The 20136-nt window shown below is 44.8% G+C and carries 21 protein-coding genes and 2 pseudogenes; 18 read left to right on the top strand and 5 right to left on the bottom strand.

The window, feature by feature from the left end:
* Nucleotides 1-158: 158 nt before the first annotated feature.
* The 4 genes from udk to A3CS_RS0100290 are packed head-to-tail and all read left to right on the top strand — an operon-like array spanning nucleotide 159 to nucleotide 3804.
* Complete coding sequence (gene udk, locus A3CS_RS0100305; RefSeq protein ID WP_005546644.1) at nucleotides 159-809, top strand: uridine kinase; 651 nt, start codon at nucleotides 159-161, stop codon at nucleotides 807-809.
* A 9-nt stretch (nucleotides 810-818) separates the two neighbouring features.
* Nucleotides 819-1403: a dCTP deaminase gene (dcd, locus tag A3CS_RS0100300; protein ID WP_005546646.1), complete on the top strand. Its 585-nt coding sequence runs from the start codon at nucleotides 819-821 to the stop codon at nucleotides 1401-1403.
* Nucleotides 1404-2606, top strand: coding sequence for an AsmA family protein (locus tag A3CS_RS0100295; RefSeq protein WP_005546647.1), 1203 nt, complete (start codon nucleotides 1404-1406; stop codon nucleotides 2604-2606).
* Between the two features lies 1 nt (nucleotide 2607).
* Nucleotides 2608-3804: a sugar transporter gene (locus A3CS_RS0100290; RefSeq protein ID WP_005546649.1), complete on the top strand. Its 1197-nt coding sequence runs from the start codon at nucleotides 2608-2610 to the stop codon at nucleotides 3802-3804.
* A gap of 69 nt (nucleotides 3805-3873) precedes the next feature.
* On the opposite strand, the gene der is transcribed toward A3CS_RS0100290, so the two are convergent.
* Nucleotides 3874-5406: a ribosome biogenesis GTPase Der gene (gene der, locus A3CS_RS0100285; protein ID WP_005546651.1), complete on the bottom strand. Its 1533-nt coding sequence runs from the start codon at nucleotides 5404-5406 to the stop codon at nucleotides 3874-3876.
* A 287-nt stretch (nucleotides 5407-5693) separates the two neighbouring features.
* On the opposite strand from der, the gene A3CS_RS0100280 reads away from it, so the two are divergent.
* Both A3CS_RS0100280 and A3CS_RS0100275 read left to right on the top strand, forming a co-directional pair.
* Nucleotides 5694-6677, top strand: a complete 984-nt coding sequence (locus A3CS_RS0100280; RefSeq protein ID WP_005546653.1) for a DnaJ C-terminal domain-containing protein — start codon at nucleotides 5694-5696, stop codon at nucleotides 6675-6677.
* A 22-nt stretch (nucleotides 6678-6699) separates the two neighbouring features.
* Nucleotides 6700-6990 carry a chaperone modulator CbpM gene (locus A3CS_RS0100275; protein ID WP_005546655.1) on the top strand — a complete coding sequence of 97 codons (291 nt, stop codon included), beginning with the start codon at nucleotides 6700-6702 and terminating at the stop codon, nucleotides 6988-6990.
* 64 nt (nucleotides 6991-7054) lie between these two features.
* On the opposite strand, the gene purA is transcribed toward A3CS_RS0100275, so the two are convergent.
* The 3 genes from purA to putP form a co-directional block, all read right to left on the bottom strand.
* Nucleotides 7055-8353 carry an adenylosuccinate synthase gene (purA, locus tag A3CS_RS0100270; protein WP_005546657.1) on the bottom strand — a complete coding sequence of 433 codons (1299 nt, stop codon included), beginning with the start codon at nucleotides 8351-8353 and terminating at the stop codon, nucleotides 7055-7057.
* A gap of 87 nt (nucleotides 8354-8440) precedes the next feature.
* The gene (cmoB, locus tag A3CS_RS0100265) at nucleotides 8441-9406 is read right to left on the bottom strand and encodes a tRNA 5-methoxyuridine(34)/uridine 5-oxyacetic acid(34) synthase CmoB (protein ID WP_005546659.1); all 966 of its coding nucleotides are present in this window, start codon (nucleotides 9404-9406) and stop codon (nucleotides 8441-8443) included.
* Between the two features lie 13 nt (nucleotides 9407-9419).
* Nucleotides 9420-10940 (bottom strand): sodium/proline symporter PutP, encoded by a 1521-nt coding sequence (gene putP / locus A3CS_RS0100260; protein ID WP_005574244.1) that lies wholly within the window; start codon nucleotides 10938-10940, stop codon nucleotides 9420-9422.
* Nucleotides 10941-11080: 140 nt separating this feature from the next.
* Here putP and rng point away from each other — a divergent pair, with 140 nt between their 5' ends.
* From rng to A3CS_RS0100245, 3 genes and pseudogenes are all read left to right on the top strand, one after another.
* On the top strand, nucleotides 11081-12556 hold the full coding sequence (gene rng, locus A3CS_RS0100255) for a ribonuclease G (protein ID WP_005546663.1): 1476 nt from the start codon (nucleotides 11081-11083) through the stop codon (nucleotides 12554-12556).
* A gap of 116 nt (nucleotides 12557-12672) precedes the next feature.
* Nucleotides 12673-12783: pseudogene (locus tag A3CS_RS1000000112515) on the top strand (glutaredoxin domain-containing protein); the annotation flags it as partial.
* 107 nt (nucleotides 12784-12890) lie between these two features.
* Nucleotides 12891-13589: an SIR2 family NAD-dependent protein deacylase gene (locus tag A3CS_RS0100245; protein ID WP_005574246.1), complete on the top strand. Its 699-nt coding sequence runs from the start codon at nucleotides 12891-12893 to the stop codon at nucleotides 13587-13589.
* 510 nt (nucleotides 13590-14099) lie between these two features.
* Here A3CS_RS0100245 and A3CS_RS01000000110725 read toward each other — a convergent pair.
* Nucleotides 14100-15114: pseudogene (locus A3CS_RS01000000110725) on the bottom strand (TraI domain-containing protein); the annotation flags it as partial.
* A 293-nt stretch (nucleotides 15115-15407) separates the two neighbouring features.
* On the opposite strand from A3CS_RS01000000110725, the gene A3CS_RS0100225 reads away from it, so the two are divergent.
* From A3CS_RS0100225 to cdtC, 9 genes are all read left to right on the top strand, one after another.
* A complete protein-coding gene (locus A3CS_RS0100225) occupies nucleotides 15408-15587 on the top strand; it encodes a hypothetical protein (protein ID WP_019518131.1) in 180 nt (59 codons plus the stop codon).
* Entirely contained in the window at nucleotides 15584-15862 is a 279-nt protein-coding gene (locus A3CS_RS0100220; protein ID WP_005540916.1) for a hypothetical protein, read from the top strand. The genes A3CS_RS0100225 and A3CS_RS0100220 overlap by 4 nt, the downstream gene beginning before the upstream one ends.
* A 38-nt stretch (nucleotides 15863-15900) precedes the next feature.
* Nucleotides 15901-16080, top strand: coding sequence for a hypothetical protein (locus tag A3CS_RS0100215; RefSeq protein WP_005540917.1), 180 nt, complete (start codon nucleotides 15901-15903; stop codon nucleotides 16078-16080).
* A gap of 572 nt (nucleotides 16081-16652) precedes the next feature.
* A complete protein-coding gene (locus A3CS_RS0100205) occupies nucleotides 16653-16907 on the top strand; it encodes an AbrB/MazE/SpoVT family DNA-binding domain-containing protein (protein WP_005540922.1) in 255 nt (84 codons plus the stop codon).
* 2 nt (nucleotides 16908-16909) lie between these two features.
* Nucleotides 16910-17254, top strand: a complete 345-nt coding sequence (locus tag A3CS_RS0100200; RefSeq protein ID WP_005546678.1) for a type II toxin-antitoxin system PemK/MazF family toxin — start codon at nucleotides 16910-16912, stop codon at nucleotides 17252-17254.
* A gap of 83 nt (nucleotides 17255-17337) precedes the next feature.
* Nucleotides 17338-17604: an antitoxin gene (locus A3CS_RS0100195; protein ID WP_005540929.1), complete on the top strand. Its 267-nt coding sequence runs from the start codon at nucleotides 17338-17340 to the stop codon at nucleotides 17602-17604.
* 218 nt (nucleotides 17605-17822) lie between these two features.
* The gene (gene cdtA / locus A3CS_RS0100190; protein WP_005540930.1) at nucleotides 17823-18491 is read left to right on the top strand and encodes a cytolethal distending toxin subunit Aa-CdtA; all 669 of its coding nucleotides are present in this window, start codon (nucleotides 17823-17825) and stop codon (nucleotides 18489-18491) included.
* 14 nt (nucleotides 18492-18505) lie between these two features.
* Complete coding sequence (gene cdtB, locus A3CS_RS0100185) at nucleotides 18506-19357, top strand: cytolethal distending toxin nuclease subunit Aa-CdtB (protein ID WP_005546686.1); 852 nt, start codon at nucleotides 18506-18508, stop codon at nucleotides 19355-19357.
* 10 nt (nucleotides 19358-19367) lie between these two features.
* Nucleotides 19368-19928 (top strand): cytolethal distending toxin subunit Aa-CdtC, encoded by a 561-nt coding sequence (gene cdtC / locus A3CS_RS0100180; RefSeq protein ID WP_005540933.1) that lies wholly within the window; start codon nucleotides 19368-19370, stop codon nucleotides 19926-19928.
* The last annotated feature ends 208 nt before the right edge of the window (nucleotides 19929-20136 follow it).

Here is a 20136-nt window from a genome sequence, read left to right as displayed (position 1 = left end):
TATCGTTTCAGCTTCTGATTGTAAAAATTTTGTTTATCTATGTTGCTGTAAGGCAGCTGAATTCTAGACAGTAGCTCTATAAAAATCGGATTTTTTTCTTTATAATTCCCCGAATTTATTTACGTGCCTATTACACGCCAAAAGGGAAGGAAATCGGTATGTCAGATACTCAAAATTCATCTTGTATTATTATCGCCATCGCGGGGGCGTCCGCCTCCGGAAAAAGCTCTATTGCGTCCACTGTTCATAGAGAACTGTGCAATGAATTAGGCTGCGAAGAAATCGGCATTATTGCGGAAGACAGTTATTACAAAGATCAAAGCCATCTGGAAATGGCAGAGCGGGTGAAAACCAATTATGACCACCCCAATTCTATGGATCGCGATTTGCTCATTCAACATTTGAAATCCCTCAAGGTCGGCAATGCCGTCGATATTCCTGTTTATAGCTATGTTGAACATACTCGTACCGACGACGTCACCCATTTCACCCCGAAAAGAATCGTGATTTTAGAAGGCATTTTGTTATTAACCGATGAACGTGTGCGTCAGTTGGCGGATATTTCCGTGTTCGTAGATACGCCGCTGGATATTTGCTTTATTCGTCGTTTGCAGCGTGACATGGAAGAGCGAGGGCGTTCTCTGCAATCGGTGATCGACCAATATCGCGCCACCGTGCGCCCGATGTTCCTGCAATTTATCGAACCGTCCAAACAATATGCCGATATTGTAATCCCACGCGGCGGCAAAAACCGCATTGCCATCAATATGTTAAAAGCGCAAATTATGCAGTTATTAAGCCGAAAATAGGAGGCGCCCATGAGATTATGTGATACCGACATTGAACGTTATCTGGATGAAGGGCTAATCTCCCTCAATCCGCGCCCGTCGAACGATAAAATTAATGGCGCCACAATTGATGTGCGTTTGGGCAATTCCTTCCGCGTATTTCGTGAACATTCCGCCCCTTACATTGATTTGAGCGGTCCGAAAGAAGAAGTGTCGGCGCAGTTGGAATCGGTCATGAGCGATGAAATGATTATCGGTGATGACGAAGCCTTCTTTTTACATCCCGGCGTGCTGGCGCTTGCCACGACTTTGGAATCAGTAAAACTGCCGGCGAATATTATCGGTTGGCTGGACGGGCGTTCTTCTTTGGCGCGTTTGGGGTTGATGGTACACGTCACCGCCCATCGTATCGACCCAGGCTGGGAAGGCAAAATCGTGTTGGAATTTTACAATTCCGGCAAATTACCGTTAGCGTTACGCCCGAATATGATTATCGGCGCCTTGAGTTTCGAAGTGTTAAGCGGACCGGCGGCGCGTCCGTACAGCAGCCGCAAAGACGCAAAATACAAGAACCAACAAAATGCCGTTGCCAGCCGCATTGATGAGGACAAATAAATGAAAAAGATCGCAATTATTACTGTGGTCGTCATACTTGCGATCTTTGCATTTTTTGATGTCCAAATTCAGAAACTGGAAACGGTGGTTTCCGCGAAACTGGCGCAACATGAAACCCAATTTCAAGTATTTAGTCTAGGGTTTTTCCCACAACCTTACCTTGCTTTTGAAAACGTTAAACATAACCAAATCAGCATTGAAAAACTGACCGGTAAATTTCCGTTATCCGCGTTGTTTTCTGGGAATGTCAAATTACAGGCGCTGGAAATCCAAAACGCCAAATGGTCTAAAAACGCGCAGAATAGCGCCGATATTCAAATGCGTTTTTCCGATTTCTCCCTTGATAATATTTCTTCCGATGGCATTGTCTTTAGCGGCGATAATTCAGTTACGGTGGAATTGGCAAAACCCTTGTACGGCAACAATAAAATGTTTAATTTTCGTTTTATTAATGGCGTGCTTCAGCGTAGCGACGAGCGAGAATTTACGGCGCAGTTCGATCATGCCGTTTTAAATGAAGAAACTTTAGGCTTTATTCAGGCGGATTTGGATTTATCCCAATACACCAAGCACCTGACCGCAGACATTAATTCTTACTGCCTGCCTGATTCGCCTTGTACCGCACGCTTGGATTATGTCAGTGAGCCGGAAAAAAGTGCGGTCGGTTTTTCCGCTAAAAATTATCCGCTGGAACGCCTGCTAACCTGGCTCACCTTCCCGAAAACCATTACCGGCAATGCCGATGTGGACATCGCCGTGCAATTCGCCCATTCCCAAATTATCGACGGTAAATTCTATTTTGATGCGAGAAACGGCGAATTATTGGGGCTAAATTTGCTGGAACTGGCAGGACGACATTTGCCGATTAACTGGGATGTTTCAGCGTCAAAAGACAGATATAATACTAATACCAAATACGACCGGATGACCAGTAGCTTCCGTTTACAGGGGCATCAACTTGATATTGAAAAAATGATCTTGAAAACCACCGCACTTTTAGGTGAGGGGCGTGGTCGGGTGAATTTGCAATCCATGCAATGCTATGTTGACCTGAACCTTCGTCCAACCGATGAAAAATATACGGACATTGTGCTACCGATTCATTTCTTTAATAGTTGCTATTCGCCGCAATATGAAGTGAATATCGACAAAGCATTTCGCAATAAAATCAAAGAACTTCTTCGACGTAAATTAAAACAATAATATGGTCTCTTTAAAAATTGTGCGACGCCTGAAATTTTTTCGCGTTGTGTTATTGGCATTTGCCGCGTTTATTTTCAACACCACCGAATTCTTACCCGTCGCCTTGTTATCCGACATTGCGCAAAGTTTTGAAACCCCGGTGCAGCAAGCAGGGCTGATGATCACCGTTTATGCCTGGATTGTTTCCCTGATGTCGCTGCCGTTTATGTTAATGACAGCAAAACTGGAACGGCGCAGCCTGCTGATTAAACTCTTTATTGTGTTTGTCGCCAGCCATATCCTTTCCGTTGTGGCGTGGGATTTTTGGATTCTGCTGTTATCCCGTATCGGCGTGGCGTTTACCCACGCAATTTTCTGGTCCATTACCACATCCCTTGCGGTGCGGGTGGCACCGAAAGATAAAAAAGCACAGGCGATCGGGTTGCTGGCAATGGGTAGCGCGTTGGCGATGGTGCTAGGCTTGCCCCTTGGACGGGTTATCGGACAGTATTTTGGTTGGCGTGAGGCATTCGGCATTATCGCGTTCCTGGCGTTTGCCGTGTTAGTATTGCTTTATCGCTTCCTGCCGCACTTGGCGAGCCTCAATGCCGGTTCGTTGAAATCCGTTCCTTTGCTGTTTAAACGTCCGCTGCTGGTAGGATTATATGTGCTGACCATTCTGATTATTTCTGCGCATTTCACCGCTTACAGTTATATTGAACCGTTTATTGTGCGTATCGGCGCAATGAGCGATAGCACCGCCACGGCGATCTTATTGATTTTTGGCTTATCGGGCATTACCGCCAGTTTGTTGTTTAACCGCTTTCACCGTTTCGCACCGGCAAAATTTTTGTTGAGCACCATGGCTATTTTAGTCCTTTCTCTGCTGCTGTTATTGCCGTTCAGTCAAAATCAAATCGCCATGTTCCTGTTGGCGTTTATTTGGGGCGTAGGCATTTCCGGTATCGGTTTAAGTTTGCAGGTGCGGGTGTTGCAACTGGCACCTGATGCCACCGATGTGGCAATGGCGATTTATTCGGGGCTTTATAATATCGGTATTGGCGGCGGCGCATTATTAGGCAACCAAGTCATGCAACATCTCGGACTTGCCAACATCGGCTTCTCAGGCGCCTTGTTTGCAGCGCTTGGGTTGATGTTGTTTGTGTCTATCCATTTTCGTTATGGAAAAGCCAGTAGCGAAAATTTAACGCATTTATAATGAACCGAATTATTCATTAATAGATTAGAGAATATAAAAGTGCGGTGATTTTCCACCGCACTTTTTGCTTTATCTTTTCGCTTTCTTAATAAACTTCATCAAACGTTTACGCTTACGTAATTGGTTCGGTGTGAGTTTATTGCGTCTGCCGGCAAACGGGTTGTTGCCTTCCTGGAATTGCAGGCGAATCGGCGAGCCAATGATTTTCAGGCTACGACGGAAATGGTTGGACAAATAACGCTTATAAGAATCCGGTAATTTATCCACTTGGTTGCCGTGAATTACAATAATCGGCGGGTTGTAACCGCCGGGGTGGGCGTATTTGAGTTTTACCCGACGACCGCTAATCATCGGCGGTTGATGTTCCTCCGTGGCGATTTGCAGAATGCGCGTCAGCATGGAGGTAGTCATCTTTTGCGTGGCGCATTCGTAGGCTTCTTTGATGGAATCAAACAAATTGCCGACGCCGCTGCCGTGTAAGGCGGAAATAAAATGCACGCGGGCGAAATCAATGAAATCCAAACGGCGATCCAGTTCCGATTTCACCCGATTTTTTACTTCTGTATCCAAACCGTCCCATTTATTTACCACGATAACCAGCGAGCGCCCGGCGTTTAAAATAAAGCCGAGCAGGGATAAATCCTGATCAGAGATGTTTTCGCGCGCGTCGATGACCAGCAGCACCACATTGGCATCCTGAATGGCTTGCAGGGTTTTGATAACGGAGAATTTTTCCACCGCCAAATGTACTTTGCCCCGTTTACGCACGCCGGCGGTGTCGATTAGGGTGTAATCCTGATTGTCGCGTTCCATGGGAATATAAATGCTGTCGCGGGTGGTGCCAGGCAAGTCGTAAACTACCACGCGATCTTCGCCTAAAATGCGGTTGGTCAGCGTGGATTTACCGACGTTCGGGCGCCCTACAATGGCGATTTTGATATTTTTCTTGTCGGGCGTCTGTTCCTGCGCCAGCTCTTCGTCTAAAAGTGCGGTGTCTTCTTCATTTGAAAAATCAAAATCCTCGTCCCATTCGTCGAATTCGGCAGTGTCGGCATCATTGGAAGAAACGTCGGGATTTTCCACTGCACTTTCTTCCGTCATTTGCTCTGCCAGCGGGCTGAGTACCTGTTCCATTAAACTCACAACGCCGCGCCCTTGAGAAGCGGCGATTTGGGCAACGTCGCCCAAGCCTAATTGGTAAAATTCGGCGCAGTGGGAATCCGCATCAATGCCGTCCACTTTATTGGCGACCACCACGGTGGTTTTGTTTTGGCGTTGGCGTAAATAATTGGCGATGCCAATGTCCGCCGACGTTAATCCTGCGCGGGCATCCACCAAAAAGAGAACAATATCCGCCTCTTCAATGGCGAGCAGCGATTGCTCCGCCATTTTTTCTTCTACACCTTCTTCCGTGCCGTCGATACCGCCCGTATCAATGACGATAAAATCATGGCCGGCAAGGTGGGCATGACCATATTTGCGATCGCGGGTTAAACCGGGAAAATCGGCGACGAGGGCGTCGCGGGTACGGGTCAGACGATTGAATAGCGTGGATTTGCCGACATTCGGGCGACCCACCAAGGCAACTACGGGAGTTGTCATAAAAACCTCTCATAAATGAAATGTGCCACGGGAAGATTGATATCGGCACTTGAAAAACGGCAGGCATTATAGCGGATTTTAGCCATGATGAGAAATGACAAGGCTTTGGCGTGATAATTTATTTCTAAAAATCACTTTAAAAATTTTCTGTCGGCATTATATTAACCAGGTGAAATTTTATACTGGTCATCTCATCAATTCATTAAATGCTCTGAGTCGTTCTTGTACTTAGCGGCGAATCAAACCGAATAATATAATTTATAAACATTAAGCAATTAAGGATAACTATGGCAAAACAAAATTATTACGAGATATTAGGCGTGGATAAAAATGCCGATCTCGATGCAATTAAAAAAGCGTATCGCAAATTGGTGCGCAAATATCATCCCGATGTCAGCAAAGATCCTGACGCGGTGCAAAAAACCGCCGAGGTGAATGAGGCTTATGAAACCTTGAAGGATACGCAGAAACGGGCGGAATACGATGAAATGCTGGCAAACCCGTTTGGGCGCGCAGGGCAAGGTAATCCGCTCGGCGGTGCTTATCAGGGCAATCCGTTTGAAGGCGCGTATGACGATGGCAGTGGCTTCCGCCGTTATGAATTCCATAGTGGTGCGGGCGGTGAGCCGTTCGGTCAGGGGGATTTCCACTTTGAGGATTTATTCTCCGCTTTCGGTCGTCGCGGTCAGCAACAATCACAAACGCGCCAAACCGGTCCGATAAAAGGCGAGGATCAACACGCCGAACTCAGCATTGATATTTCGGCGGCGTATCACGGTGCGGAGCGTTCTTTAAGTCTGAATATGCCGACCATTGACGAGCACGGGAGAATTATTCAGCAAACCAAAACCCTGAATGTGAAAATTCCGAAAGGGATTGCCGAAGGGCAACAAATCCGCTTGTCAGGTCAGGGCTTACCGGGCATCAACGGCGGTACAAACGGTGATTTGTATTTGAAAATCCGTTTCCATGAACAGCCGGATCTCTATGTGAAAAACAAAAAAGACGTTTGTCAGACTATTGATATTTTCCCATGGCAGGCAGCGTTGGGCGGTAAAACCGTGGTATCCACTATTGCCGGAAAAATGCAAATCAATCTGCCGACGAACAGCCAAAGCGGTAAAAGCATTCGTTTGAAAGGCAAAGGTATTCCGGCAAAAGAAGCGGGCGATTTGTATTTGAATATTCGCATTGTGGTACCGACAGTGGAAAATGACGCGGATCGTGCCGCATGGGAACAATTAAGCGCGCATTTTGCCGCGAAGGCGTAACATCAAGTAAGGAATTTACGTTATGAAACAAAATATTGATATTAAACTGAGTTTTAGTGAAATGTTGAATGTGTGCGCCGGTGAGCGGCAGTGGTTGCTGGCATTGATTGACGAAGGAATTATTTCCGTGGAAGGGCAGCCGGAACAGGCAGTATTTAGTGGCTTTCAAATGGCGCGCGTTCGTCGCGCTCATCGTTTAAGCCATGATTTTGAAGCCAGCGTGCCTGCTTTGAGTTTGATTATGCAACTACTTGATGAGGTGGAGGAATTGCGTAAGCAAACGCGCTCCATTTCGTTGTTAAGCGATCATTAAAAAACATTTGAAAAACACACCGCACTTTGAAAGTCTGAAAGTGCGGTCGTTTTTCTATGCGTTTTTACACGGCAAATGGGTCTTGCAGAATCATGGTTTGTACGCGATCCGGTCCGGTGGAAAGAATGGCTACCGGTACGCCGGTGACTTCTTCGATGCGTTTGATGTAGTCGCGGCAGGTTTGCGGCAATTGGTTAACATCGGTGATGCCGAAGGTGTTTTCTTTCCAGCCCGGCAAGGTTTCGTAAATCGGTTCAACGCCTTCCCAATCTTTCGCGGCGAGCGGGGCGTATTCCACGATGTCACCGTTCGGCATTTTGTAGCCGACGCAGATTTTCACTTCATCGAAACCGTCCAGCACGTCTAATTTGGTCATGCAGAAACCGGAAATGGAGTTCAGTTGAATAGCGCGACGAATTGCCACCGCGTCAAACCAACCGCAACGACGCGGACGACCGGTAACCGCGCCGAATTCGTTACCTTTACGGGCGATTTCAGCACCTGTTTCATCAAATAATTCCGTAGTGAACGGACCGCCGCCCACGCGGGTGCAGTAGGCTTTGATGATTCCCAACACATAATCCAGATTGCGCGGACCGAAACCGGAGCCTGTCGCTACGCCGCCGGCGGTGGTGTTGGAGCTGGTTACATACGGATAGGTGCCGTGGTCGATGTCCAACATGGTGCCTTGCGCGCCTTCAAATAAGATGTTGTCGCCGTTTTTGCGTGCGGTATCTAAGATGGTGGTGATGTCGGCGACCATGCCGGTGATAATATCGGCAACGGCGAACACGTCATCTAAGGTTTTTTGATAATCAACGGGTTCGACTTTGTAGTAATTGACCAGTTGGAAGTTGTAGTAATCGAGGATATTTTTGAGTTTTTCGGCGAAGGCGGCGCGATCGAATAAATCTCCTACGCGTAAACCGCGACGTGCCACTTTGTCTTCATAGGCAGGGCCGATACCGCGTCCGGTGGTGCCGATGGCCTTTTTGCCCAACGCCGCTTCACGGGCGTGATCCATGGCAACGTGATAGGGCAGAATTAACGGACAGGCTTCAGAGATCAATAAACGGTCGCGCACATTCACGCCACGACTTTCCAGTTCGCCCATTTCCTGCATGAGTGCCGCTGGGGAAAGCACCACGCCGTTACCGATTAAACAGGTGACATTATCGCGCAGGATGCCTGATGGAATTAAACGTAGAACGGTTTTTTCACCGTTGATGATTAAGGTATGACCGGCATTATGACCACCTTGGTAGCGCACCACATATTTCACGCGATCGGTGAGCAGGTCAACGATTTTCCCTTTTCCTTCATCGCCCCACTGAGCGCCGAGAACGACAACACTTTTACCCATAATTTTCTGCCTTTTTTAGCTTGAGGTTATAAAAATCAACGGTTGCCTACTTTACTCTTTTCGGCTTGGAATCTCAATGCAACTCCTTTATTTATTCGCCAAAAGGACCGCCCTTTTAGGCGCGGGATAGCCTTCGATGGTTCTGCAATAATCATTGGGATCGAGAAAATCCGCCAGTGATTCATTTTCCAGCCAGTCGGTTTTGCGCTGTTCTTCCAATGAGGTTACCGCCACATCCACACAACGCACATGATTAAAACCGGTTTTTTGTAACCAATGAATTAACGCGGCAACGGAAGGAATGAAATATACATTTTTCATTTTGGCATAGCGATCCATCGGCACTAACACAGTGTTTTTGTCGCCATCCACCACTAAGGTTTCCAGCACTAATTCGCCGCCTTTAACCAGTTGGGCGCTCAGTTGGGAAAGATGATCCAACGGCGATTTGCGGTGATACAGCACGCCCATGGAAAACACCGTATCAAACGCCGCTAGGGGCTGCATTTGTTCAATGCCGAGAGGAATCAGATTGGCGCGGCGATCGTCGTTTAGCAATTTACGCACTGCTTCAAATTGGCATAAAAACAGTTCCGTCGGATCAATGCCGACCACCATTTTCGCCCCTTCACCCACCATGCGCCACATGTGATAACCGCTGCCGCAGCCGACATCTAAAATAATGCGATCCTGCAACGGTGCAAGATGGGGCAGCACGCGATCCCATTTGAAATCGGAGCGCCATTCGCAATCCACATGAATGCCAAGCAAATCATAGGGGCCTTTACGCCACGGCATGAGCTGTTTGAGGTGGTGCACAATACGTTGCCGTTCGCCTTCGGAAAGAGGAGAAACGCTTTCAGATTTGACCGCACTTTTCAAGTCAATGCGGGATGCTGCCAAGTGCGGTAGAAATTCCAAGACTTTTGCCCATTTGGCATAGTCGCCATGGGTTTGTTGCTGCCATTGTTTGAGTTGCAGGGGCAGCGTTTCAAGCCATGGCGAAAGGTTGGTGGTGGCGATTTGTTGATAAAAAGGACGAAAATCGATCATTTTGCTATCTCGCTTATAAGGCTTCTTTGTACGCTTTTTCGGCTTTGTCAAAGGTGTCGGTAATTTCCGCATCCGGTTTTGCCGACAGCAACGAAACCACGAAAATAGCAATGGTTGCTAGTAAAAAGCCCGGAATCATTTCATAAACCTGAGCCAATTCTGTGTTTTGCGGCAACCATTTTTTCCATGCAATCACGGTGATGGCGCCGGTCAACATGCCCGCCATGGCGCCCGAGGATGTCATGCGTTTCCAGAATAAGGAAAATAACACGACGGGTCCAAAAGCACTGCCGAAGCCCGCCCAAGCGAATTCCACCAGTTTTAACACCAGGCTTTTTTCATCTTGTGCAATCCAAATAGCAATGCCGGCAATCACCAACACCATGGCGCGACCAAGCCAGATAAGTTCTTTTTCCGACGCTTTCGGGCGAATGAAGCCTTTGTAGAAATCTTCTGTAATCGCCGTGGAGGAAATGAGTAATTGCGCACTTAAGGTACTCATTACCGCTGCAAGAATAGCGGATAGCAACACGCCGGCAATCCACGGGTTAAACAGAATACGGGATAATTCAATGAAAACCTGCTCCGGTTCTTTATTGACCAGGGCAGCCGATTCAGTGCTGGCGTTGGCGTAAAAATAAATTATGCCGAAGAAGCCGATAGCGATAGCGCCCACCAAACAAAGCATCATCCAGGTCATGCTGATTTTGCGTGCGTTGTTGAGAGAATGGACGGAATCTGCCGCCATGAAACGGGCGAGAATATGCGGTTGTCCGAAATAGCCCAAGCCCCAAGCGGCAAGACTTAGCAAGCCGACGGTGGAGGTGCCGCGGAATAAATCCGTAAAGTCTTTTTGCGCGCTAATTTCCGCTTGTTGTAAGACGTTTTGCAACTCGTTAATGCCGCCAATGGAAATCACCACGAAAACCGGCGTGAGCAATAACGCGAAAATCATTAACGTGGCTTGAATGGTGTCCGTCCAGCTGACGGCAAGGAAACCGCCGATGAAGGTGTAAATGATGGTGGCGAGCGCGCCGTACCAAAGTGCGGTGGAGTAGTCAATTAAAAACAGATTGCGGAATAATTTCGCACTGGCAACCATGCCCGAGGCGCAATAAATGGTGAAAAACACCAGAATAATGGTAGCGGAGACGATCTTCAATAAGTTATGGGACGTGCCGAAACGGTGATGAAAATATTCGGGCAGGGTTAAAGCGTTATTATTGAATTCTGTGTAAACGCGCAGACGACCGGCGATAAACAGCCAGTTCAGGTATGCGCCGAGGGTTAAACCGATGGCGATCCATCCTTCAACCAAACCGGATAAATAAACCGCGCCGGGCAAGCCCATTAACAGCCAGCCGGACATATCGGAAGCGCCGGCGGACATGGCGGTGACGAAACTACCCAAACGGCGACCGCCGAGAATGTAGTCGGAGAAATTTTGGGTGTAATAGTAAGCGGCAATCCCGATACCGAGCATGCCGACGATATAAATAACAAATGTGATAATTGTTGGATCTAATCCAAACATCGTACCAACCTTAGTACATAGACTGCTGAAAAATGTGAAAAGAGGCGCATTTTACCGCATTTGCCCCTATTATTCTATTTTCCTTTTCGTTAGACTTATTAGACGAAAAAAAAATTAGCAAACTTAAGAGCAGGGACATTATGGATTCGGTCGAATTATTGGTCAATGTGACACCCAACGAAACTCGCATTGCCCTTGTAGAAACAGGTATATTAAAAGAAGTACATATTGAACGCCAAGGCAAACGCGGTATTGTGGGAAACATTTATAAAGGGCGCGTGACCCGCGTGCTGCCGGGAATGCAGTCGGCGTTTGTGGACATCGGCTTGGAAAAAGCCGCCTTTTTGCACGCCTCAGACATTGTCTCGCACACCGAATGCGTGGATGAAAACGAACAAAAGCAATTTGTGGTAAAAGACATTTCCCAGCTGGTGCACGAGGGGCAGGATATTGTCGTGCAGGTGGTGAAAGATCCGCTCGGCACCAAAGGCGCGCGCCTTACTACGGACATTACGCTGCCTTCCCGCTATTTGGTATTCATGCCGGAAAACAGCCATGTGGGCGTGTCGCAACGCATTGAAAGCGAGGAGGAACGCGCCCGCTTAAAAGAACTGGCGCTGCCGTTATGCGATGAGTTAGGCGGCTTTATTATTCGCACCGCTGCCGAAGGCGCAAGTGAGCTGGATTTACAACAAGACGCGGAATTCCTGAAACGTTTATGGCGCAAAGTGCTGGAACGCCGCGCTAAATACCCGACCCGCTCCATGTTATACGGCGAACTGGCGCTTACCCAGCGCATTTTGCGCGATTTCATCGGCGCCAAATTAGATCGCATTCACATTGACTCCCGTCTCTGTTTCAATGAAGTCAAACAATTCACCGAAGAATTCATCCCGAATCTAACCGACAAACTGATTTTATACTCGGGAAATCAACCGCTCTTTGATGTCTATAGCGTGGAAACGGGCATTCATAACGCGTTGGATAAACGGGTGAATCTCAAATCCGGCGGCTATTTGATTATTGAACAGACAGAAGCCATGACCACCATCGACATTAACACCGGTGCTTTTGTGGGGCATCGCAATCTGGAAGAAACCATTTTCAATACCAACATCGAAGCTACCAAAGCCATCGCCCAACAGCTCCAACTGCGCAATCTCGGTGGCATCATCATTATCGATTTTATCGATATGCAAAAAGAAGAGCACCGCACCCGCGTGTTGGAATCCTTGCAGGAAGCCCTTGCCGGCGACCCGGTGAAAACCAATGTCAATGGTTTCACTCAGTTGGGGCTGGTGGAAATGACCCGCAAACGCACCCGCGAAAGTTTGGAGCGCGTGCTATGCGGCGATTGCCCCGCCTGCCAAGGGCGAGGAAGGGTGAAAACCGTGGAAACCGTGTGCTATGAAATCATGCGCGAAATCATTCGTGTACACCATGTATTTGCCAGCGAACAATTCGTGGTTTATGCCTCTCACGCCGTCGCCGATTATCTGATTAACGAAGAATTCCACGGCTTACTGGCGGAACTGGAAGTGTTCATCGGCAAACAAATCCAAGTAAAAACCGAAGTGTTTTATACTCAGGAACAGTTTGATGTGGTGGTGATGTAGCCTTGACGATGTAAAAGTGCGGTGGATTTTGCCGGTGTTTTTAGGTCATGGAGAGGCATTAAAAAACACTGCCAAAATCCACCGCACTTTCTGTGAAAACTAACAAAGGAGAGCTTATGAAACTCTATGTTTACGACCATTGCCCGTTTTGCGTGCGCGCCCGCATGATTTTCGGCTTGAAAAATGTTCCCGTTGAACTCGTGACCATCTTAAATGACGACGCGGAAAAGGCATCGTTTTCCCGCCGAAAGTCAACGTCTATGTGGAAACCCTGTCCCGTTTGAACCAGGTGCCGTTGTATTGGGATAAAACGATTTAAATGAGGAGGGAAAATATGAAACCCCTTTGTGTTGTCCTAAGCGGTGCGGGCATCAGCGCCGAAAGCGGCATTCCTACTTATCGCGCGGAAGACGGCTTATGGGCAGGGCATAAAATTGAAGACGTGTGCACGCCGGAAGCCCTGCAATGGAACCGTAAACAGGTGTTGGCTTTTTATAACGAACGCCGCCGAAATTGCGCCGAAGCCAAACCTAATGCGGCGCACAAGGTGTTGGTGGAATTGGAACGCTCCTATAATGTACAGATCATCACGCAAAACGTGGACGATTTACACGAACGCGCGGGCAGCACCAACGTGCTGCATCTGCACGGCGAATTAACCAAAGCCCGTAGCAGTTTTGACCCTGATTACATTGTGCCTTGCATGGGTGATCAATCGGTGAACGACAAAGATCCGAACGGACATCCAATGCGCCCGCACATCGTTTTTTTCGGTGAAAGTGTGCCCGTGTTGGAACCGGCCATTGATTTGGTTTCGCAAGCAGACATTGTGCTGGTCATCGGTACATCCCTGCAAGTTTACCCGGCAAACGGTTTGGTCAACGAAGCTCCCAAGAACGCTCAAATTTACCTCATCGACCCAAACCCGAACACGGGCTTTATCCGTCATAAAGTCAACGTAGTAAAAATGAAAGCAGGCGAAGGCGTGCCTAAAGTGGTGGCGGAATTATTGGAGAAGGCAAAAAACGGTTAGAAAAATGACCGCACTTTGATCTGCACCCCAAAAGTTGGACATCACACCCAACCAATTAAGGTGCAGATTTTTATGGGCACACATTATTCACTCAAATTCAAATATCACATTGTCAAGCTTGTCTTAGAAGAACATTGGGGCGTTCGTGAAGCCGCACAGCACTTCCATATTGCCACCCATTCCTCGACCTTTATCAGGCAAATCAGGGGCGGGATGGTTACCACATGATTCGGTTCAAGTTACAGCGGGAAGGGATTTTTCTCAGTGGCAAAACGGTGTTGTCGCACATGCGGGCGCTGGAGATTCGTTCTTGTGTGAAAGTGAAACGACGTAAGAACGCGGGGAAAACGAGCCATATTGCACCGAATTTACTGCAACGTAATTTTACGGCGACGAAGTTGAAGGAGAAATGGGTGACGGATGTAACCGAACTTCGGGTGGGACGTGAGAAACTGTATCTTTCTCCTATGATGGACTTAGCCAATCAGGAAATTATCGCCTTTACAACGGGACGTCGCCCGACATTTTGCTTGGTTTCGTCAATGTTGAAAAAGACGCTGATTCGGTACTTGAAGATAAATACTGTTCTGAATTTATATTTTCGGCAGTACTAATTTCTTTTGAATCACTATCGTTAATCTTAGTCTCAATATATACCTCTCCAGCAAAAAAATCAGGGCGATCATTGATGTTTTCCCAAATTATTTCCGGTTTTATTTTTAAAAGTGTAAATGGTTTGGGTGGGCACCATCCCGAATCTGCTTTTATTCTACAATGCCAAATAGCAGTGTTGTCAGGCGTGGATTCGACAATATTAAGCGATTGCATTTCACTAAATAATTTAGGGTTATCTGAAGGAACCGATATTCCCTGCTCCAGTAGATAGGCTCTAATTTGATCTGCCGTAGATTTGCTCATTAACCAAAGACCATCGTTTGTATACCAACCATCTGCCGGGCCTTTAGATGTATTGATCTTTAATTTATTTTGTAATAGGTGGCGTAATGCGAGAATTACCATACCAAGCAAACCAACGTGAACCATTTTGAAGTTGTATTTCTATATCAGCAATAACTTTTCCAATATCGTGAACAAGTGCCTGATAAATGACAGCAGCAGTCCAGGCATCTCTTTGCCTTGATTGTTCTTCAGGTGCAGCATTCGGTGGTAAAACATAGTTTTGCCGTAATTTTGCAGCAAAAGAAAGCACCTCCAATCCATGATCAAGCATTCCTCCTAAATGGGAGTGGTGATGGGTTTCTGAGGCAGGTAACAATTGAACAATCTCAGCATAGCGTTCAATTGGTTTTTGGTATAGCGACTCAAACATATCTTGAGTCATGGATACTTGTTGCCAAATTAGATTTAAGTATTTTTGGCGTAATTCACTTTTTAATAATTCCACCGCAGATAATGGGCTGATCCAACCATCATTATCAATCACCGACAGTGTTGGCTGGGTAGAAATACCAAGGGATTCGGTATTACTTTTTTTACTTAGCATTTTATGAAAAATAGAAAACATTATAGTTGCTTCATGTTTTAGTAAGGGGAACTGTTTAATGTTGCAGAATACAAGTGATGGACATCAAAACAACAAATAAGTGATCATTAAAAACGAACAAATATAGTGAGTGTAGTTCCAGCCTTTTGAAAAGGCCTTTTGACCTTTTTAGGTAAGACCTTTCCCTTGGGAAGGTTATCCTTAAATTTTACCCTTAGCCCGATAGGGCTCCCTTGGGCCTTTTACCTTTTGGCAATTTTGTTGTATGATTCCAAGATAGATCATTATTACAATCCGCGCGCGTTGGAGAAAATATGTTAAATCAAGCTAAATCAAAAAATGGGCAAACTCATCTTCAAGAAAGAGTTTTATCAATGTTTGACCAATCCTTAACAGAAGAGCAGCGCTTTTTACAAGGTGTCTTAAATGGAAAAATTAAGACTTACTCACATGAAGATGTAATGAAAGATTTGCGCAAGGCATTGAAGCGATGAAACAAGACTACATTGTTCAATGGTCTGAAATGGCTAGATTTCAGCTTTTAGATAAAGCAGAATATATTTACACACAAAGCCAAAATAAGGAAGTAGCTGACAAATTCATTGAGGAAATAGAGTGTCTATCAGAAAAACTTAGTTATATTGCTGATGCCTATACCGACGGGAAGTTTCATATTTTCCCTCTTAAAAATGGGCATTCAGTAAAGTTTCTTGTTGTTGGAACCTATATTATGATTTACGCTTTTTTGCCAAAAGGTGTGAATCATTAAAGGAGAAAGTGTGTATCATTGGGAGCGGAGCATTTAGAATGTTATTTAAAGAACCCGAATATGAAGAGTTTTTGGTTCAAAAAATTCAAACGGGGTTAGCAGACCTTGCTGAGGGGCGTTACTCAACTGCTGAACAATTTAAGCAAGAAATGGAACAATTATTAGTTCGTAAGGAACGTGATTTACAGCAATTAGAAGGTAATATCACATATGGCTAAGCCGAGGGTTATTTCTGATAATGCTAAGCGTGATATTGCTGAGATTTTAGATAACGCTATTGAGTATACGACTCATACTGCTATTGGTGTAGGGGCACGCGGGTAAATATTGCCTCACGTATCTCCATCTTACCCATTTCTCGCATTCTCGGTGTAAGTCATAACTCTGGATAAACGGTATTGTCTAAAAATTGAGATATGGCCCCCTGCGGATGTTCAATAACATCCACATTCTTGAAGACCATTTGCGAATATTGTTTGGTTACCGGTTTATTCTGGTATGCTCCCTGCCCCTCCCCCTTTAAATACCGTTGCCTAGGCTTCCGACTTCAGCTCAGGGATTTTGTCCTCTGTGATTATACTTGGATACAACCTGTTCCGGTAAAAGTGTGTATTTTGCAACCAAAGTTTGTACGAAACAGCCAGTAACACATTCCCCAATTTTGTAATCTGCGCATTGTGGAGAAGCGCTGGCAGCCATAGAAAATTATTTTTTAAATTCGATAAAAAAAAGATTGAAATGGTGATATTAAAGTAGTATCATCATTAAAAATGATAGAGGAGGTTTTTTTATGCAATTGAGACAACAAGCAACGTTAGGTCTGTGGGGAAAGTGTATCGGTTTACGATTAACAGGCAATTTACGTACAGTCCCTCAGTTTTCAGCGGGTGATATTGTGGATATCGAGATTTCTGAAAATGGTTTGTACATTTCAAAAAGCCAAAAAAAACTGACTGAAGCTGATTTATTAAAAGGAATAACGACTTATAACGCTCATGCAGATGAGTTTAACGTCGCTGCTTTACCGCAGGAATTGGACTATTAAGTATGTATGTACCAAAACGTAACGACATTGTTTGGTTGGATTTTGAGCCGAAGAAAGGAAAAGAAATCGGGAAATATCGCCCGGCATTCGTTTTAAGCCACGAAATTTATAATAAATCAACCGGGTTGATTATTTGCTGTCCAATCAGCACGAGTATTCGTGGTGCGGTAACGGAAGTGCCTATCGAAGGATTAGATAGTCCGAGTGTGGTTGCAACTACATTAGTCCAAACATTAGATTGGCGTGAAAGACATATTAAATTTATTAAACAGGCTGAACCACACATTTATGATGAGGTCCTCAAACGGGTAATCCTGTTACTGGGTGGTGAACGTCTTTTGCGATAAACAGATAAGTTTTGACTCTTTTATGGTTATAGCATACGTTGTGGCATATATATCAATCTTGGACTTAAAATACAGGAGGAGACATGGAAAGAACTGCGAAATTATTCAGAAACGGACGCAATCAAGCCGTACGGTTACCGGTGGAGTTCGAATTTGATGCTGAACAAGTATACATTCGTAAAGAACAAAATGGAGATATTGTACTTTCATTGACTTCTTCAAGAGAAGCTTCTTGGCAGCGGTTGTTTAAGTTACTTCCCAAAATAAAAAATTGTGATGATTTTCTCAGCAAAGAAGAGCGGAATCAAACGATTACGACCCGTTACCCGTTTCCCGGGATAGGTGAATAATAGATGTATATGCTTGATACTAACACGGTAAGTTATATTTCCTACTTAACAGATTTATTCATATTTTTATTTCAACAGATTTCAAAAACTATATTGAATCAAAAAACAATTCCTCTTCCTTTTTTATATATTTTATCTAGTTTTATTTTATCAAAAAAAGGATAAAATAAGAAAAATTTGCCCTTTTAAATTTAAGGATGGATCTAAGGAGAGGTACAATGAAAAAGTTTTTACCTGGTCTTTTATTGATGGGTTTAGTGGCTTGTTCGTCAAATCAACGAATGAGTGACTATTCTCAGCCTGAATCTCAATCTGATTTAGCACCTAAATCTTCAACAACACAATTCCAACCCCAACCCCTATTATCAAAAGCATCTTCAATGCCATTGAATTTGCTCTCTTCATCCAAGAATGGACAGGTATCGCCGTCTGAACCATCAAACTTTATGACTTTGATGGGACAAAATGGGGCACTGTTGACTGTCTGGGCGCTAGCAAAACGCAATTGGTTATGGGCTTATCCCAATATATATTCGCAGGACTTTGGAAATATTCGTAATTGGAAGATAGAACCTGGTAAACACCGTGAATATTTTCGTTTTGTTAATCAATCTTTAGGTACATGTATTGAAGCTTACGGTAATGGTTTAATTCATGATACTTGTAGTCTGGACAAATTAGCACAAGAGTTTGAGTTATTACCTACTGATAGTGGTGCGGTTGTCATTAAAAGTGTGTCACAAGGACGTTGTGTCACTTATAATCCTGTAAGTCCAACATATTATTCAACAGTTACATTATCAACTTGTGATGGCGCAACAGAACCATTACGTGATCAAACATGGTATCTCGCTCCTCCTGTATTAGAAGCAACAGCGGTTAATTAAGCTAAGGAGTTTATATGCAATGGGTAAAGCAATTAAATGTGGTTTTCTGTACGATGTTATTTAGCTTTTCAAGTTATGCTAACTTGAGTGATTTCAAAGTAGCAACTTGGAATCTGCAAGGTTCTTCAGCTGTAAATGAAAGTAAATGGAATATTAATGTGCGCCAATTATTATCGGGAGAACAAGGTGCAGATATTTTGATGGTACAAGAAGCGGGTTCATTACCAAGTTCGGCAGTAAGAACCTCACGAGTAATTCAACATGGGGGAACGCCAATTGAGGAATATACCTGGAATTTAGGTACTCGCTCCCGTCCAAATATGGTCTATATTTATTATTCCCGTTTAGATGTTGGGGCAAACCGAGTGAACTTAGCTATCGTGTCACGTCGTCAAGCCGATGAAGCTTTTATCGTACATTCTGATTCTTCTGTGCTTCAATCTCGCCCGGCAGTAGGTATCCGCATTGGTACTGATGTATTTTTTACAGTGCATGCTTTGGCCACAGGTGGTTCTGATGCGGTAAGTTTAATTCGTAATATCTTCACTACTTTTACCTCATCACCATCATCACCGGAAAGACGAGGATATAGCTGGATGGTTGTTGGTGATTTCAATCGTGCGCCGGTTAATCTGGAAGCTGCATTAAGACAGGAACCCGCCGTGAGTGAAAATACAATTATTATTGCGCCAACAGAACCGACTCATCGGTCCGGTAATATTTTAGATTATGCGATTTTACATGACGCACATTTACCACGTCGAGAGCAAGCACGTGAACGTATCGGCGCAAGTTTAATGTTAAATCAGTTACGCTCACAAATTACATCCGATCATTTTCCTGTTAGTTTTGTTCGTGATCGCTAAGGAGAATACTATGAAAAAATATTTATTGAGCTTCTTATTAAGCATGATATTGACTTTGACGAGTCATGCAGAATCAAATCCTGATCCGACTACTTATCCTGATGTAGAGTTATCGCCTCCTCCACGTATTAGCTTGCGTAGTTTGCTTACGGCTCAACCAATTAAAAATGACCATTATGATTCACATAATTATTTAAGTACACATTGGGAATTAATTGATTACAAGGGAAAAGAATATGAAAAATTACGTGACGGTGGTACGTTGGTTCAATTTAAAGTGGTCGGTGCAGCAAAATGTTTTGCTTTCCCAGGCGAAGGCACAACTGATTGTAAAGATATTGATCATACTGTGTTTAACCTTATTCCAACTAATACAGGTGCGTTTTTAATCAAAGATGCCCTATTAGGATTTTGTATGACAAGCCATGACTTTGATGATTTGAGGCTTGAACCTTGTGGAATTTCAGTGAGTGGTCGAACCTTTTCGTTGGCGTATCAATGGGGAATATTACCTCCTTTTGGGCCAAGTAAAATTTTAAGACCACCGGTGGGGAGAAATCAGGGTAGCTAATATTTTACATATAATTTTATTTCTTCAAATCAAGATGCTTAGTGGGGCGAGGGAATGTAATTTTATTATTATGCTTATTTCATTTTTGCTTTGAGACAGGAAGTAAATGACACAGTTATCCATTGCATTAATAGTGAGTTATCTGAAGATTCGGACTCTAAAAATATTACTATTTATACAACAAGCTCCTTAGTAACTGAAAAAGCGC

It is taken from the genome of Aggregatibacter actinomycetemcomitans DSM 8324, from assembly GCF_000372365.1.
Taxonomy (GTDB): domain Bacteria; phylum Pseudomonadota; class Gammaproteobacteria; order Enterobacterales; family Pasteurellaceae; genus Aggregatibacter; species Aggregatibacter actinomycetemcomitans.
The sequence above is the reverse complement of the archived record's forward strand: the minus strand, read 5'-3'. Positions and strand labels throughout refer to the sequence as shown.

Bases quoted from the DNA above. Each gene is read 5' to 3' on its own strand.
- cdtA (WP_005540930.1), top strand. From the start codon at position 17,823: ATGAAAAAGTTTTTACCTGGTCTTTTATTGATGGGTTTAGTGGCTTGT.
- cmoB (WP_005546659.1), bottom strand. From the start codon at position 9,406: ATGATCGATTTTCGTCCTTTTTATCAACAAATCGCCACCACCAACCTT.
- putP (WP_005574244.1), bottom strand. From the start codon at position 10,940: ATGTTTGGATTAGATCCAACAATTATCACATTTGTTATTTATATCGTC.
- A3CS_RS0100280 (WP_005546653.1), top strand. From the start codon at position 5,694: ATGGCAAAACAAAATTATTACGAGATATTAGGCGTGGATAAAAATGCC.
- A3CS_RS0100275 (WP_005546655.1), top strand. From the start codon at position 6,700: ATGAAACAAAATATTGATATTAAACTGAGTTTTAGTGAAATGTTGAAT.
- A3CS_RS0100225 (WP_019518131.1), top strand. From the start codon at position 15,408: ATGTTAAATCAAGCTAAATCAAAAAATGGGCAAACTCATCTTCAAGAA.
- purA (WP_005546657.1), bottom strand. From the start codon at position 8,353: ATGGGTAAAAGTGTTGTCGTTCTCGGCGCTCAGTGGGGCGATGAAGGA.
- A3CS_RS0100215 (WP_005540917.1), top strand. From the start codon at position 15,901: ATGTTATTTAAAGAACCCGAATATGAAGAGTTTTTGGTTCAAAAAATT.
- cdtB (WP_005546686.1), top strand. From the start codon at position 18,506: ATGCAATGGGTAAAGCAATTAAATGTGGTTTTCTGTACGATGTTATTT.
- A3CS_RS0100295 (WP_005546647.1), top strand. From the start codon at position 1,404: ATGAAAAAGATCGCAATTATTACTGTGGTCGTCATACTTGCGATCTTT.
- A3CS_RS0100205 (WP_005540922.1), top strand. From the start codon at position 16,653: ATGCAATTGAGACAACAAGCAACGTTAGGTCTGTGGGGAAAGTGTATC.
- der (WP_005546651.1), bottom strand. From the start codon at position 5,406: ATGACAACTCCCGTAGTTGCCTTGGTGGGTCGCCCGAATGTCGGCAAA.
- cdtC (WP_005540933.1), top strand. From the start codon at position 19,368: ATGAAAAAATATTTATTGAGCTTCTTATTAAGCATGATATTGACTTTG.
- A3CS_RS0100195 (WP_005540929.1), top strand. From the start codon at position 17,338: ATGGAAAGAACTGCGAAATTATTCAGAAACGGACGCAATCAAGCCGTA.
- A3CS_RS0100200 (WP_005546678.1), top strand. From the start codon at position 16,910: ATGTATGTACCAAAACGTAACGACATTGTTTGGTTGGATTTTGAGCCG.
- dcd (WP_005546646.1), top strand. From the start codon at position 819: ATGAGATTATGTGATACCGACATTGAACGTTATCTGGATGAAGGGCTA.
- rng (WP_005546663.1), top strand. From the start codon at position 11,081: ATGGATTCGGTCGAATTATTGGTCAATGTGACACCCAACGAAACTCGC.
- A3CS_RS0100220 (WP_005540916.1), top strand. From the start codon at position 15,584: ATGAAACAAGACTACATTGTTCAATGGTCTGAAATGGCTAGATTTCAG.
- A3CS_RS0100290 (WP_005546649.1), top strand. From the start codon at position 2,608: ATGGTCTCTTTAAAAATTGTGCGACGCCTGAAATTTTTTCGCGTTGTG.
- udk (WP_005546644.1), top strand. From the start codon at position 159: ATGTCAGATACTCAAAATTCATCTTGTATTATTATCGCCATCGCGGGG.
- A3CS_RS0100245 (WP_005574246.1), top strand. From the start codon at position 12,891: ATGAAACCCCTTTGTGTTGTCCTAAGCGGTGCGGGCATCAGCGCCGAA.